Here is a 12,811-nt window from a genome sequence, read left to right as displayed (position 1 = left end):
CGCCACCGCAACAAACCTCACGCATTCCGGAAATCGGGCCTCGTCACACTGAAGCTCTCAGTTTCCCGAATGTGAGGTTTGACTATGGATGCTCCAGGCAACATCTCCTGGGCGATCACCGCGACCGCCCTCGTACTGCTCATGACGCCCGGCGTCGCCTTCTTCTACGGCGGTCTCGTCAAGGCCAAGAGCGTCGTCAGCATGATGATGATGAGCTTCGGCTCGATCGGTCTCGTCGCCGTCCTCTGGATCCTCTTCGGATTCTCGATGAGCGCGGTCGACAGCCCGACGGCATTCGCCGGCAACCCCTTCGCCGACTTCGGTCTCTCGAGCCTCGCGGCCGGTGAGGGCTCGAACGTCGCACTTCTCGGAGTCGCCTACGGCGCGACCTTCGCGATCATCACCGTCGCGCTCATCTCGGGCGCCATCGCCGACCGCGCGAAGTTCGGCAGCTGGCTCATCTTCGCCGGTGTCTTCGCCACCGTCGGATACTTCCCCGTAGCCGCATGGGTCTGGGGCGGCGGCTGGATCATGAACCTCGGCACCACGCTGTTCGGTGAGGACAGCGGCATCGGCGTCATCGACTACGCCGGTGGTACAGCGGTGCACATCAACGCCGGCGCCGCGGCTCTCGCCCTCGCGATCGTCCTCGGCAAGCGCATCGGCTTCCAGAAGGGCATCCTCAAGCCGCACAACGTGCCGCTGACGCTCCTCGGCGCAGCGCTGCTGTGGTTCGGCTGGTTCGGCTTCAACGCCGGCGCGGAGTGGCTCGCAGAGGACATGGGCGGCGTCGGACTCATCGGCCTGAACACCCTCGGCGCCACGGCGGCGGCGATCCTCGGCTGGATCCTCATCGAGCGCATCAAGGACGGCAAGGCAACCTCGGTCGGTGCAGCGTCCGGCGCGGTCGCCGGTCTCGTCGCCATCACCCCGGCCTGCGCGAACCTGACGCCCGGATGGTCGCTGCTGCTCGGTGCCGTCGCCGGTATCGTCTGCGCGCTGGCGGTCGAGATGAAGTTCCGTCTCGGCTTCGACGACTCGCTCGACGTGGTCGGCATCCACCTGGTGGGTGGCCTCATCGGAACGCTGTACCTCGGCTTCTTCGCCACCGAGACCGGTCTGTTCGTCGGAGGCGACGCACGTCAGCTCGCCGTCCAGGCGATCGCAGCGCTCGGTGTGCTGATCTACTCCTTCGTCGTCGCCTTCATCATCGGCTTCGCGATCGAGAAGACGATCGGCTTCCGCATCACGAGCGAAGACGAGATCGCCGGTGTCGACCAGGTCGTCCACGGCGAGGAGGGCTACGCGCTGGCCGACGCCTGAACTGCCGTTAGGGTGACCGTGTGAGCAACACCAACGGCATCCTGGCACGACTCGCGGAGATCCTCTTCACAGCACTGGGATCTGACCGGGCGTCTCGGACGAAAACTCGTCGGAGACGCCCGGTCTCGCGTCTGCGCACCTCCGAGGAGGTCCGCTCCGCCTCAGGGGCGTCGAGAGCGGCGTCGCGCGGCACCGAGACACGGCGGGTCGACCCCGACCGGATCGATGACCTCCGCATCGGCTACGCGCCCGACCGGGACGGCGCCCCTGACGCGGGTGAGATCATCTGGACCTGGGTGCCCTACGAGGAGAACGACGGTCGAGGCAAGGATCGGCCGGTGCTCGTGATCGGGCGCGAATCCGCAGAACGTGTCTATGCGGTGCGGATGACGAGCAAGCCGCACGACGGCGACCGCGACTATCTGTCGATCGGCTCCGGCGGCTGGGACGCGCAGGGACGGGAGTCCTGGGTCGACATCGAGCTGCTGTACAGCGTGCACGAGAGCGGACTGCGCCGTGAGGCCGCGGTGCTCGACCGGTCGCGCTACGGGGAGGTCGCTTCGGCTCTGGCTCGACGATACGGCTGGGCGACCGCCTGAAGCCCCGATCCGTGTGACCCGGTCGCAATCCGTTCGACGAACGGCTGCGAACAGTCTGTGAGTCGCAGGATGCGACGACACCACAGGAGGAATCATGCGTTTCATCCCCACCAAGGTCCATGGAATTCTCGACTACATCGTCGGAGTGGCGCTGATCGCCGCTCCGTGGCTCTTCGGCTTCGCGAGCATGGGCGGCCCCGCCGTGATCATCCCGATCGTGCTCGGAATCGGGCTCATCGTCTACAGCCTCTTCACGAAGTACGAATGGGGGCCGTTCGGCGTCATCCCGATGCCCGTCCACCTCGTGTTCGACATCGTCGCGAGCCTGTTCCTGGCGCTGTCGCCGTGGATCTTCGGCTTCTCGACGGAGGCGCCGAACGTCTGGGTGCCGCACGTGGTCGTCGGCGTCGCCGTGATCGTGGTCGTGCTGTTCTCGCAGCCGCAGCCCGCGAAGGTCAAGGCCACCGCTCGCGTCTGATGGCGTACGAACTCTGAAGCCCCGCACGGAACGTCGGCCCTGTGCGGGGCTTCAGTTCTGCAATGCCGCCGCCACCCAGCGCGCGTAGAGCTGCCAGGGGTCGTCCAGCGTGCGCAGTCCATCGATGTGGGCCGCGAGATACGGGGTGAGGGTGAACCATTCGCCGCCCTCCCGGATGTCGGCGAACTCGCGGTGTCTCGATTGCTCCACCGCACGGCCACCCGGCTCGAACGCGAGGAGCTCGTCGTGGCGGATGCTCGCGAGTCGTTGACGCGGCCGGCGACTCGTGCCGATCTTCACCCGACGGTCGTAGCGGATGTAATAGACCACCTCGACCACCGGGCGGGGGAGGTCGGGGTCGGGGGAGTCGCCGTAACGCCACCCGCACCAGTCGCACAGCAGCGCGGTGGTCACGTGCACCGCGTCTCCATGGCCGCAGAGCGGACAAGGGCTCGGGAGCGGAGTGCGCGGCATGGTCGGAACGCTACCGCCGGCCACCGACGTCAGACCTCTCCGCGACTTCTCTTCACCCCGCGCGGCACCCATCTCCACCACATGAAGTGATGGTCCCCCTGCTCGACATCGAACAGCCTCCCGCACACGGCGCATTCGGTGACATAGGTCATCGACCAGCCAGGATCGCTCGTCGAGAGGATGCTGACGTGGCCGAGCGCCTGTTCCTTCTCGGGGTCATTCGTGAGCAGCCCGGGGTAAGCGGCGCACCAGCACTCCCTGTCGCGATACTGTTCGAGTTTGGTGAGCGCGTTCGCCAAATGGGCGTTGTTCGAATAGATCATCCCGCCCAGATCGAGCCTCGTCGCCTCGCGCCGGAGCTGCGGAAGCGCGGCGACGAGGGGGGCGAGAGTCGCGGCATCCCGCGAGCGGATCGTCTCCCACACCGCGTGCATCACGCGTCCGCGATCTCCGGAGAGGAAGTCGTCGAGCAGGGTGGGCATGCCGCAACGCTAGCAATCGAAAGATCGGCGCTGGCTCCCGCGCCCTCGCGACATGAGAAAACCCCGCGGCATCTCAGATGCGCGGGGTTCTGTGGTGGGCGATACCGGACTCGAACCGATGACCTCTTCCGTGTGAAGGAAGCGCGCTACCAACTGCGCCAATCGCCCATACCTGCGGGGTACGTCAACCGATACTACCCGACCGTCGGAGGCCAAGTTGACCACCCTGCGAGACACGCGCGAGATTCGGTTTCGGTTTGGACAGTCGCCGATCATCGGCTAATGTTTCATAAGTGCCCGGGACAACAACCGGGAACAACGCGGATGTAGCGCAGTTGGTAGCGCACAACCTTGCCAAGGTTGGGGTCGCGAGTTCGAGTCTCGTCATCCGCTCAAGTGCAGGGGCCTTCTTCGGAAGGCCTTCGGCACGTGGGGTCAATCCACACGGTGGCGTGGCCGAGCGGCTAGGCACCGGCCTGCAAAGCCGTTTACACGGGTTCGAATCCCGTCGCCACCTCTCAGTAACTGAATAGCCCCAACGGGCGCGATTGGCGCAGCGGTAGCGCGCTTCCCTGACACGGAAGAGGTCACTGGTTCGATCCCAGTATCGCGCACAGACAAAACCCCCGGTTCTCCGGGGGTTTTTTGTTGTCCCATGACGGGGCGCAGCCGTCACCGGCGGCGGTCACCCCGAGACCGGGGACGACCGCTTGACGACCTCGTACGCTGCGAGCGCCGCTTTGCGGGTGGCCGCGAGATCGACGATCGGCTCTGTCGGGGCATCCGACGCCCACTCCGAGATGTACAGGCCGTGCGGGTCGAACTTCTTCGCCTGCAGCTCGGGATTGAAGACGCGGAAGTACGGGGCGGCGTCGGCGCCGGATCCTGCCACCCACTGCCAGTTGAACGGGTTGCTCGCGCCGTCGGCGTCGACCAGGGTGTCCCAGAACCACTCCTCGCCGCGCCGCCAGTCGATGAGCAGGTTCTTCACGAGGAACGAGGCCGTCACCATGCGCACCCGGTTGTGCATGAAACCCGTGTGCCACAGTTCGCGCATCCCCGCATCGACGAGCGGGATCCCGGTATCGCCGCGCTGCCACGCCTCGAGTTCCGACGGCTTGAGCCGCGGCCAGGGGAAGGCGTCGTACTGACGGCGGAGGTTCTTCGTGGCGATGTCCGGTGCGTGGAACGTTGTGTGCCAGGCGAATTCGCGCCAGCCCAACTCCGAGAGGAACCCGGCCGCGCCATCGGCCTCCACCGCCGCGTGCCACACGGTGAACGGGCTCAGCTCGCCCCAGCGCAGACGCGGTGACAGCAGTGACGTCGCGCCCGCCGACGGCTCGTCCCGCGCGCGATCGTACGAGCCGATGTCGTCATGCAGGAACGTACGCAGCCGAGCTCTGGCCGCCGGCTCACCGGGCTCCCAGGCGTCGCGGAGTCCGCCCGCCCAGTCGGGGCGGGTCGGCAGCAGATTCCAGTCGACGAGATCGTCGGACGCCGGGGGCTGGGGCACCCCAGCGAGACTCCGGGGCGCAGGGAGGGGCGCTCGCGGCGTGGGGAGGGAGAGGCATGCCCGCCAGAACGGCGTGAACACCGAGAAGTGGGTGCCGCCGCCGGTCTTCACCGTCCACGGTTCGTGCAGCAGCGACGCCTGGAACGACGTGACCTCGTGGCCGTCCGCACGCAGCGCCGCCTTGAGCGCGGTGTCGACCTCGCGTTCGGCGCCCCCGTATCGCCGGTTCCAGAACACGGCAGTCGCGCCGGAGTCTGCGACGGTCTCGCGGACGATGCGTTCGGCAGGACCTCGACGCAGCGTCAGAGTGGCGCCGAGTTCCCGCAGCGCATCGTCCAAAGACGCGAGGGAGTGGTGGAGCCACCAGCGTGCGGCTCCGCCGAGCGGTCGGATGCCGGGGGACTCCTCGTCGAGGACGAACAGCACGACCAGTGGTTCACCGCGATCGATCGCCGCCCTGAGCGCCGGATTGTCGGCGAGTCGAAGGTCGTCGCGGAGCCAGACGAGCGAGGGAGAGGCCATGGCTCCATTCTGACGGGGTGGACGGAACGAGTGGGCGGGCTTGCGCTGCCGGCTGCTCAGCGGATACGAGGCACGGCGCGCATCCGCGGTCGAGCCGGCTCAGTCGTCGCCCACAGCGCCCAGACGACGAGAAGAGGCTGGAGGAAGAGTCGTCCCAGACGCCGCGCCTCGGTGTCGAGCCCCGGGGTGGACCGGTGAGTGCGCCACTGGTGCACGTTTCCCGGGAACACGGCGACGAAGAACGCGGCGGTGGCGATTCCGACACGCCGTCTCTCGTTCGGCAGCAGGAGCAGCCCGGCGGCGAGGGCGACCTCCGCCGCGCCCGACGCGATGATGATCGCCTCCTTGTCGAGACGAGTGGCCCGAGTCGCCCAGTCAGGCACGACGACGCGGAAACCGCGGGTGCTCGTGAAGTGGACGATGCCGATCGCACCCAGGGCGAGTGCGAGGATCCAGCGCGCCAGTGGTCTGATCATCCGCTCACGCTACCCCGGCGGAATCGGAGCTCACGGGTGTCGCCCGGGCGCGTCGCGGCAGGTCTGCCCGCCCAAGTGGCGGCCTTTGCCACACTGAGTGCATGACCGTCCTGCGCATCAGCATCCTCTTCGTGCTCGCCGCCGTCGCCGAGATCGGCGGCGCGTGGCTGATCTGGCAGGCCGTGAAGGAGAACCGTGGCTGGGTCTTCGCTGTGCTCGGCGTGATGGCTCTCGGTGCGTACGGGTTCATCGCGGCGCTCCAGCCTGACGCGAACTTCGGACGTGTGCTCGCCTCGTACGGCGGGGTGTTCATCGCCGGATCGCTCGCGTGGGGCATCATCGTCGACGGCTTCAAGCCGACCGTCTGGGACTGGGTCGGCTCGGCGATCGCGCTCGTCGGCGCGGCGATCATCATCCTCGCTCCCACGGCGGCGAACACCGAGTCTGAGGTGGCGTCGTAGCGGTCAGCGGCCCCCGGGCATGCGAGTAGCCTAGATCCAGACCCAGATGGAGTGTGCAGTGCCTGAAAATGCTCAGCCGAAAGACGGCTTCGCCCTGTTCTCTGACCGTTCAGTCGTCGCCATGCGCGTCAACGGGACCCTCAAGGACCTCGCCGCGACAGTGACGGATGCCGACGAGGTCGAGCCGGTCACGATCGACAGTCCCGACGGGCTGAACATCCTGCGTCACTCGGCCGCGCACGTGCTCGCGCAGGCGGTGCAGCGGATCAACCCGCAGGCGAACCTGGGCATCGGGCCGCCCATCACCGACGGCTTCTACTACGACTTCGGCGTCGACACCCCGTTCACGCCCGAAGACATCAAGGCCATCACGAAGGAGATGCAGCGCATCGTCCGTGAGGGGCAGCGCTTCGTGCGTCGTGTCGTCACGGACGACGAGGCGCGGGCAGAGCTGGCCGACGAGCCGTTCAAGCTCGAGCTCATCGGTCTCAAGGGCGGCAAGGAAGCCGCCGAGGGCGCCTCCGTCGAGGTCGGCGAGGGCGAGCTGACGATCTACGACAACACGACCCGCGACGGCGAGGTCGTCTGGAAGGACCTCTGCCGCGGGCCGCACCTGCCCAACACCCGCATGATCGGCAACGGCTGGGATCTGACCCGCATCGCCGCCGCATACTGGCGGGGCAGCGAGAAGAACCCGCAGCTGCAGCGGATCTACGGCACCGCCTGGCCGTCGAAGGACGAGCTGCGTGAGTACCAGCACCGCCTCGAGGAGGCCGCCAAGCGCGACCACCGCCGTCTCGGCAAGGAGCTCGACCTCTTCTCGTTCCCCGAGGAGATCGGTTCGGGTCTGTCGGTCTGGCACCCCCGTGGCGGCATCGTCCGCGGCGAGATGGAGCAGCACGCTCGCAGGCGCCACATCGAGGGCGGCTACACCTACGTGTACACCCCGCACATCTCGAAGGAAGACCTCTTCCTCACCTCGAACCACCTCGTGACGTACAAGGAGGGCATGTACCCGCCGATCGTCATGGACGAGGAGCGCGACGACGAGGGCAACATCACGAAGCAGGGCCAGGACTACTACCTGAAGCCCATGAACTGCCCGATGCACATCCTGATCTACAAGGAGCGCGCGCGCAGCTACCGCGATCTGCCCCTGCGGTTCGCCGAGAACGGCACCGTCTATCGCAACGAGCTCTCCGGTGCGCTGCACGGCCTCACCCGAGTGCGCGGCTTCACTCAGGATGACTCGCACCTGTTCGTCACCCCCGATCAGCTCGAGGGCGAGGTCGCGAAGGTCCTGGAGTTCATCCTGTCGATGCTGCGCGACTTCGGGCTCACCGACTTCGAGCTCGAGCTGTCGATGAAGGATGACGAGAAGTCCAAGTGGATCGGCTCGGACGAGTTCTGGGAATCGTCGACCGATGCTCTCCGCCGGGTCGCCGTGGCATCCGGCCTGAAGCTCACCGAAGTCCCCGGCGAGGCCGCGTTCTACGGACCGAAGATCGACCTCAAGACGCGTGATGCGATCGGCCGCACCTGGCAGCTGTCGACCGTGCAGGTCGACCCGAACCTGCCCGAGCGCTTCGAGCTCGAGTACATGGACAAGGACGGCCAGAAGAAGCGTCCGATCATGATCCACCGTGCGCTGTTCGGCTCGATCGAGCGGTTCTTCGCGATCCTCCTCGAGCACTACGCCGGCGACTTCCCGGTGTGGCTGTCGCCCGTGCAGGTCGTGGGAATCCCCGTCGCCGACGAGTTCGCCGACTACCTGGGCGAGATCGTCCAGACGCTGCGCACGCAGGGCGTGCGCGCCGAGCTCGACGCCTCCGACGACCGGATGCAGAAGAAGATCCGCACGCACACGACCGGCAAGGTCCCGCTGCTGCTGATCGCGGGCGAGAAGGATCGCGACGCGGGCACCGTCTCGTTCCGCTACCGCGACGGCACGCAGGAGAACGGCGTGCCGATCACCGATGCAGTAGCGCGCATCCGCGCAGCGATCGATGCACACACTCTCGTGCAGACAGCAGGGGACCTGGCGTGACGTCCTCGGAGTCGTGGGAGGACGCCGGCGAGTTCGCGGGCGTCCCCGACGAGTTCCAGCGGCTCTGGACGCCGCACCGGATGGCCTACATCCAGGCTGGTCCTGAGCCACTGCGCGAGGAGTGCCCGTTCTGCGAGGCTCCGAAGTTCCCGGATGCCGAGCGGCTGATCGTCGCCCGGGGGGAGACGGCCTATGTGCTGCTCAACCTTTTCCCGTACAACTCCGGACACCTGCTGGTGTGCCCGTACCGCCACATCGGCACCTACGACCAGGCAACACCCGAGGAGGTCGCCGAGATCGGGGCACTGACCCAGATCGGCATGCGCGTGCTCCGCGAGGTCTCGCGCTGCGACGGCTTCAACATCGGGATGAATCAGGGTGCCGTCGCCGGTGCCGGAGTCGACGGCCACCTGCACCAGCACATCGTGCCGCGGTGGACGTCGGACGCCAACTTCTTCCCGATCATCGCCAAGACCAAGGCCCTGCCCCAGCTGCTCGGCGAGGTGCGCGAAGCCGTGGCGAACGCCTGGCCGACGACGGCGTAGGCCACGGCTCGGAATCGCGGGTCAGCGCACCTGGCGTGCCGTGAACTGCATCCGAGGGTTGGCGTAGAACTCCTGCGCTTCGACGAGCTGCAGCTCGCGCGCACCCGACTCGAGGGTCGCGGCGAGCAGGTCGAACACGCTGGACGCGGTGCGCTCGAGCGCCGTCTTCGCGTCACCGGATCCGACATAGTGGGCCGTGAAGAGCGCCGCGGTGACGTCGCCCGAGCCGTTCGCCTTCATCGGAAGCCGAGGCGTCTGCACGATCCAGGCTCCTGCGGCGTCGGCCACGAGCATCTCGATCGTGTCGTCCTCACGGTCCGGCCGCTCGACGCTCGTGACCAGCACCGTGCTCGGTCCCATCGCCATGGCCAGGTCGACCGAGGCCAGGGTGGACTCGAGCGTGTCGGGCTCGGTGCCGGTCAGGAACCCGAGCTCGAACTGGTTCGGGGTGATGATGTCGGCAGCCGGCACGACCTTCTCGCGCAGCAGGATCGGGATGGCCGGGGCGACGAAGCATCCTGACTTCGCGTTGCCCATCACCGGATCGCAGGCGTACACGGCGGCGGGATTGGCGGCCTTGACGCGCGCCACGGCGTCGATGATCACCTCGCCGATGCCCTCGCCGCCCTGGTAACCGCTCAGCACCGCGTCGATCTCGCCGAACACGCCGCGCTCCTCGATGCCCGTGATGACCTCGCGCACGTCGTCCGGCGAGATGAGCGGACCGCGCCAGGCGCCGTAGCCTGTGTGATTGGAGAAGTTCACGGTGTAGACCGGCAGAACCTCGACGCCGATGCGCTGCAACGGGAAGACCGCGGCGGAGTTCCCGACATGCCCGTACGCGACGGCGGACTGGATGGAGAGGACCTTCATTCCCCGATCCTTTCTTTCAGAGCGGGAATGCTCCCGCGGCGGTGGGTCATCGTGCGGCCGATACGAGGTCGGCGACGAGTGTCGCAGTGTCGTCTTCGGACAGATCATGCACTGTGAGGCGCAGATGGCGCGACGGATCGGCGCGTTCGTCGAGGGCGAAGTCGTCGCCGGTTCGAGCGAGCCAGCCCCGACGCATGAGGCGTTCGGCGACGATGCGCGCCGGCTTCGGCAACTCGATCCACAGGCTCAGACCGTCGGTGGCGGGGGAGTCGAGGCCATGCTCACGCAGCCGCGACGCGAAGGCCGCATTGCGTGCCGCGTAGTGCTCGCGGGCGTCGGCGATGCGTGCGAGCACCGACTCGTCGGTCAGCTGAGTGAGGGTGAGACGCTGCAGCAGGTGGCTGACCCAAGTGGTTCCGGGACTCAGACGCATGGCGAGGCGCTCTGCCGTGGTGGCATCCGTCGCCGCGATGGCGAGGCACATGTCCGGCCCGAGGAACTTCGAGACCGAGCGCACCAGCGCGAACCGCCGGTGGTCCGGGCCGATCAGCGATTCGTATGGACGCTGCGACAGCATCGAGAAGTGATCGTCCTCGATGATCAGCACGTACGGATGAGCGGCGAGCACGGCGCGCAGCTCCGCCGCACGAGCGGCCGTGAGACTCGCCCCCGTCGGGTTCTGAGCGCGCGGGGTGCAGATCACCGCTCGCACGCCGGCATCCAAGGCGGCGCGCAGCCCCTCGACCGTCATCCCCTGTTCGTCCACCGGCACGGGAACGGCCCGATACCCGCCGAGTCGGACCGTGTGGATGCTCGCCAGGAAGCAGGGATCCTCGAGTGCGACGGCATCGTCGCGCATCAGCGCCTGCGCGAGCAGTCGCTCGACGGCGTCGACGGCGCCGCTCGTGACGGTGATGCCGAAGTCGAGGTGACCGAGATCATGCGCGATCCATTCGCGCGCCCAGTCCTGCAGCCCCGGGTCGATGACGGGCTCGCCGTAGAGCACCGGACGACCGGCCACCGTGGCCAGCGCAGGCGATGGATCGGGGATCAGTCGAGGGTCCGGGTTGCCGGTCCCGACGTCGCGCAGCACCGTATCGGAGGCGTAGCCCTCCTGGGCCACCGACTCGAGACCGGCGATGACCGTGCCGGCGCGACCTCGGGAGATCACGAGCCCGGCCTGAGCGAGCTGTCGGTATGCGGCGACCGCGGTGTTGCGATTGACTCCGAGGGTCGTGGCGAGCTCCCGCACGGGAGGGAGGGGACTGCCGGCGCGCAGCACACCGCGCTCGCGCAGACCGCGCACGCTGTCGGCGATGTCCGCTGCGGTCGTTCCGGTGATCTGGTCGCTCATGTGTCCTCACCACCGATTCTAGGTCGTTCCGGACAGTGCTACTGTTTGGCCTAGATCAAACGAGACATCGTTCGACACACTCATGCACATCGTGCTTCCCCGACAGGAGCTTTCATGACCGAACAGACCACCACCGGATCCTCGCGCGTCAAGCGCGGTCTCGCCGAGATGCTCAAGGGCGGCGTGATCATGGACGTGGTCACCGCCGATCAGGCCAAGATCGCCGAAGACGCGGGCGCCGTCGCCGTCATGGCGCTCGAGCGGGTTCCCGCCGACATCCGCGCACAGGGCGGTGTCTCGCGCATGAGCGACCCCGACATGATCGACAGCATCATCGCGTCGGTGTCGATCCCCGTCATGGCGAAGGCACGCATCGGCCACTTCGTCGAAGCGCAGGTGCTGCAGGAGCTCGGCGTCGACTACATCGACGAGTCCGAGGTGCTCTCTCCCGCCGACTACGTGAACCACATCGACAAGCACGGCTTCGCTGTGCCCTTCGTCTGCGGTGCCACCAACCTCGGTGAGGCGCTGCGCCGCATCAATGAGGGCGCGGCGATGATCCGCTCCAAGGGTGAGGCCGGCACGGGGGATGTCTCCGAGGCGATGAAGCACATCAGGAAGATCCGTGGCGAGATCGCGGCTCTCACGTCTCTTCCGAAGGACGAGCTGTTCGTCGCGGCGAAAGAGCTGCAGGCGCCGTACGAGCTCGTGGCCGAGATCGCCGAGACCGGCAAGCTCCCCGTCGTGCTGTTCGTCGCGGGTGGCGTCGCGACCCCCGCGGATGCAGCGATGATGATGCAGCTGGGCGCCGACGGCGTCTTCGTGGGCTCGGGCATCTTCAAGTCCGGCAACCCGGCGGAGCGCGCCAAGGCGATCGTCAAGGCGACCACCTTCTTCGATGACGCCAAGGTGATCGCCGAGGTCTCACGCGGACTCGGCGAGGCTATGGTCGGCATCAACGTCTCCGACCTCCCCGCGCCGCACCGCCTGGCCGAGCGTGGCTGGTAGTCCACGGGTCGGCGTCCTCGCGCTGCAGGGCGACGTGCGCGAGCACGCCGCCCTGCTCGCGGGACTCGGAGCCGAGGTGGCGCTGGTGCGCCGCCCGGAGGAGCTTGCGTCTGTCGACGGTCTCGTCATCCCCGGCGGCGAGTCCAGCGTGATCGACAAGCTGTCGCGCACATTCGGGATGCAGGAGCCGATCAGGGACGCGATCGCTGCGGGACTCCCCGTGTATGGGACATGCGCCGGGCTGATCCTTCTCGCCGATGAGGTACTCGACGGCATCGAGGGACAGCAGTCATTCGGCGGCCTGGACATCGCCGTACGCCGAAATGCCTTCGGACGCCAGACGGAGTCCTTCGAGATGGACCTCGACGTTCCGGCGCTCGGTGAGGTGCCCGTGCACGCGACGTTCATCCGAGCTCCGATCGTCGAACGCGCAGGCGAGCGGGTCGAGGTGGTCGCCTCGCTTCCGGACGGCAGAATCGTCGCCGTGCGGCAGGGGCCACTCGTCGGCACCAGCTTCCACCCCGAGGTCGACGGCGAGACGCGCTTTCACGAGCTGTTCCTCGCGGGAGTCCGGGAGCGCACCTCGCGCCGTTGACGCCATGCCGTGCGACCCGCCACGGACCGGCGCGTGACAGGCGAGGGCCCGAGGTCGGACT

At 67.5% G+C, this 12,811-nt stretch carries 14 protein-coding genes and 4 tRNA genes; 11 read left to right on the top strand and 7 right to left on the bottom strand.

Annotated elements, in window-relative coordinates; translation table 11 throughout:
• Positions 1–84: 84 nt before the first annotated feature.
• The 3 genes from AKG07_RS04280 (at position 85) to AKG07_RS04270 (ending at position 2,400) form a co-directional block, all read left to right on the top strand.
• Positions 85–1,323 carry an ammonium transporter gene (locus AKG07_RS04280; protein WP_053096211.1) on the top strand — a complete coding sequence of 413 codons (1,239 nt, stop codon included), beginning with the start codon at positions 85–87 and terminating at the stop codon, positions 1,321–1,323.
• A 20-nt stretch (positions 1,324–1,343) separates the two neighbouring features.
• The gene (locus tag AKG07_RS04275; RefSeq protein ID WP_082297816.1) at positions 1,344–1,922 is read left to right on the top strand and encodes a type II toxin-antitoxin system PemK/MazF family toxin; all 579 of its coding nucleotides are present in this window, start codon (positions 1,344–1,346) and stop codon (positions 1,920–1,922) included.
• Positions 1,923–2,016: 94 nt separating this feature from the next.
• A complete protein-coding gene (locus AKG07_RS04270) occupies positions 2,017–2,400 on the top strand; it encodes an SPW repeat domain-containing protein (protein WP_053096209.1) in 384 nt (127 codons plus the stop codon).
• 51 nt (positions 2,401–2,451) lie between these two features.
• Here the strand turns inward: AKG07_RS04270 and AKG07_RS04265 are convergent, their stop codons facing one another.
• The 3 genes from AKG07_RS04265 to AKG07_RS04255 all read right to left on the bottom strand — a co-directional run bounded on the left by AKG07_RS04265 (position 2,452) and on the right by AKG07_RS04255 (position 3,524).
• Positions 2,452–2,814, bottom strand: a complete 363-nt coding sequence (locus AKG07_RS04265; RefSeq protein WP_230101217.1) for a GIY-YIG nuclease family protein — start codon at positions 2,812–2,814, stop codon at positions 2,452–2,454.
• Between the two features lie 89 nt (positions 2,815–2,903).
• Positions 2,904–3,356 carry a hypothetical protein gene (locus AKG07_RS04260; RefSeq protein WP_053096207.1) on the bottom strand — a complete coding sequence of 151 codons (453 nt, stop codon included), beginning with the start codon at positions 3,354–3,356 and terminating at the stop codon, positions 2,904–2,906.
• A 92-nt stretch (positions 3,357–3,448) separates the two neighbouring features.
• Positions 3,449–3,524 (bottom strand) — tRNA-Val (locus tag AKG07_RS04255).
• Between the two features lie 152 nt (positions 3,525–3,676).
• Between AKG07_RS04255 and AKG07_RS04250 the strand changes: the two genes are divergently transcribed.
• The 3 genes from AKG07_RS04250 (at position 3,677) to AKG07_RS04240 (ending at position 3,970) form a co-directional block, all read left to right on the top strand.
• Positions 3,677–3,749: transfer RNA gene (locus AKG07_RS04250), tRNA-Gly, on the top strand.
• A gap of 53 nt (positions 3,750–3,802) precedes the next feature.
• A tRNA-Cys gene (locus AKG07_RS04245) sits at positions 3,803–3,873 on the top strand.
• A 25-nt stretch (positions 3,874–3,898) separates the two neighbouring features.
• Positions 3,899–3,970: transfer RNA gene (locus tag AKG07_RS04240), tRNA-Val, on the top strand.
• Positions 3,971–4,041: 71 nt separating this feature from the next.
• On the opposite strand, the gene AKG07_RS04235 is transcribed toward AKG07_RS04240, so the two are convergent.
• Complete coding sequence (locus tag AKG07_RS04235; protein WP_053096204.1) at positions 4,042–5,391, bottom strand: cryptochrome/photolyase family protein; 1,350 nt, start codon at positions 5,389–5,391, stop codon at positions 4,042–4,044.
• A 56-nt stretch (positions 5,392–5,447) separates the two neighbouring features.
• Complete coding sequence (locus AKG07_RS04230; RefSeq protein WP_053096202.1) at positions 5,448–5,867, bottom strand: DoxX family protein; 420 nt, start codon at positions 5,865–5,867, stop codon at positions 5,448–5,450.
• A gap of 101 nt (positions 5,868–5,968) precedes the next feature.
• Between AKG07_RS04230 and AKG07_RS04225 the strand changes: the two genes are divergently transcribed.
• The 3 genes from AKG07_RS04225 to AKG07_RS04215 all read left to right on the top strand — a co-directional run bounded on the left by AKG07_RS04225 (position 5,969) and on the right by AKG07_RS04215 (position 8,920).
• Positions 5,969–6,328 (top strand): YnfA family protein, encoded by a 360-nt coding sequence (locus AKG07_RS04225; protein WP_053096200.1) that lies wholly within the window; start codon positions 5,969–5,971, stop codon positions 6,326–6,328.
• A gap of 121 nt (positions 6,329–6,449) precedes the next feature.
• On the top strand, positions 6,450–8,375 hold the full coding sequence (gene thrS, locus AKG07_RS04220; protein ID WP_232224560.1) for a threonine--tRNA ligase: 1,926 nt from the start codon (positions 6,450–6,452) through the stop codon (positions 8,373–8,375).
• Positions 8,372–8,920: an HIT family protein gene (locus tag AKG07_RS04215; protein ID WP_053096196.1), complete on the top strand. Its 549-nt coding sequence runs from the start codon at positions 8,372–8,374 to the stop codon at positions 8,918–8,920. Before thrS ends, AKG07_RS04215 begins: the two co-directional genes overlap by 4 nt.
• A 21-nt stretch (positions 8,921–8,941) precedes the next feature.
• On the opposite strand, the gene pdxY is transcribed toward AKG07_RS04215, so the two are convergent.
• Positions 8,942–9,793 carry a pyridoxal kinase PdxY gene (gene pdxY / locus AKG07_RS04210; RefSeq protein ID WP_053096194.1) on the bottom strand — a complete coding sequence of 284 codons (852 nt, stop codon included), beginning with the start codon at positions 9,791–9,793 and terminating at the stop codon, positions 8,942–8,944.
• 46 nt (positions 9,794–9,839) lie between these two features.
• Positions 9,840–11,147, bottom strand: coding sequence for an aminotransferase class I/II-fold pyridoxal phosphate-dependent enzyme (locus tag AKG07_RS04205; protein WP_053096192.1), 1,308 nt, complete (start codon positions 11,145–11,147; stop codon positions 9,840–9,842).
• A 114-nt stretch (positions 11,148–11,261) separates the two neighbouring features.
• Between AKG07_RS04205 and pdxS the strand changes: the two genes are divergently transcribed.
• On the top strand, positions 11,262–12,155 hold the full coding sequence (gene pdxS / locus AKG07_RS04200) for a pyridoxal 5'-phosphate synthase lyase subunit PdxS (RefSeq protein WP_053096190.1): 894 nt from the start codon (positions 11,262–11,264) through the stop codon (positions 12,153–12,155).
• Complete coding sequence (gene pdxT, locus AKG07_RS04195; protein WP_053096188.1) at positions 12,145–12,750, top strand: pyridoxal 5'-phosphate synthase glutaminase subunit PdxT; 606 nt, start codon at positions 12,145–12,147, stop codon at positions 12,748–12,750. The genes pdxS and pdxT overlap by 11 nt, the downstream gene beginning before the upstream one ends.
• Positions 12,751–12,811 lie beyond the last annotated feature (61 nt).

Source organism: Microbacterium sp. CGR1 (assembly GCF_001266755.1).
Classification (GTDB): domain Bacteria; phylum Actinomycetota; class Actinomycetes; order Actinomycetales; family Microbacteriaceae; genus Microbacterium.
The sequence above is the reverse complement of the archived record's forward strand: the minus strand, read 5'-3'. Positions and strand labels throughout refer to the sequence as shown.

Coding starts and splice junctions, on each gene's coding strand:
- AKG07_RS04280 (WP_053096211.1), top strand. CDS start 85: ATGGATGCTCCAGGCAACATCTCCTGGGCGATCACCGCGACCGCCCTC.
- AKG07_RS04270 (WP_053096209.1), top strand. CDS start 2,017: ATGCGTTTCATCCCCACCAAGGTCCATGGAATTCTCGACTACATCGTC.
- AKG07_RS04260 (WP_053096207.1), bottom strand. CDS start 3,356: ATGCCCACCCTGCTCGACGACTTCCTCTCCGGAGATCGCGGACGCGTG.
- AKG07_RS04235 (WP_053096204.1), bottom strand. CDS start 5,391: ATGGCCTCTCCCTCGCTCGTCTGGCTCCGCGACGACCTTCGACTCGCC.
- AKG07_RS04230 (WP_053096202.1), bottom strand. CDS start 5,867: ATGATCAGACCACTGGCGCGCTGGATCCTCGCACTCGCCCTGGGTGCG.
- AKG07_RS04225 (WP_053096200.1), top strand. CDS start 5,969: ATGACCGTCCTGCGCATCAGCATCCTCTTCGTGCTCGCCGCCGTCGCC.
- thrS (WP_232224560.1), top strand. CDS start 6,450: ATGCGCGTCAACGGGACCCTCAAGGACCTCGCCGCGACAGTGACGGAT.
- pdxY (WP_053096194.1), bottom strand. CDS start 9,793: ATGAAGGTCCTCTCCATCCAGTCCGCCGTCGCGTACGGGCATGTCGGG.
- AKG07_RS04205 (WP_053096192.1), bottom strand. CDS start 11,147: ATGAGCGACCAGATCACCGGAACGACCGCAGCGGACATCGCCGACAGC.
- pdxS (WP_053096190.1), top strand. CDS start 11,262: ATGACCGAACAGACCACCACCGGATCCTCGCGCGTCAAGCGCGGTCTC.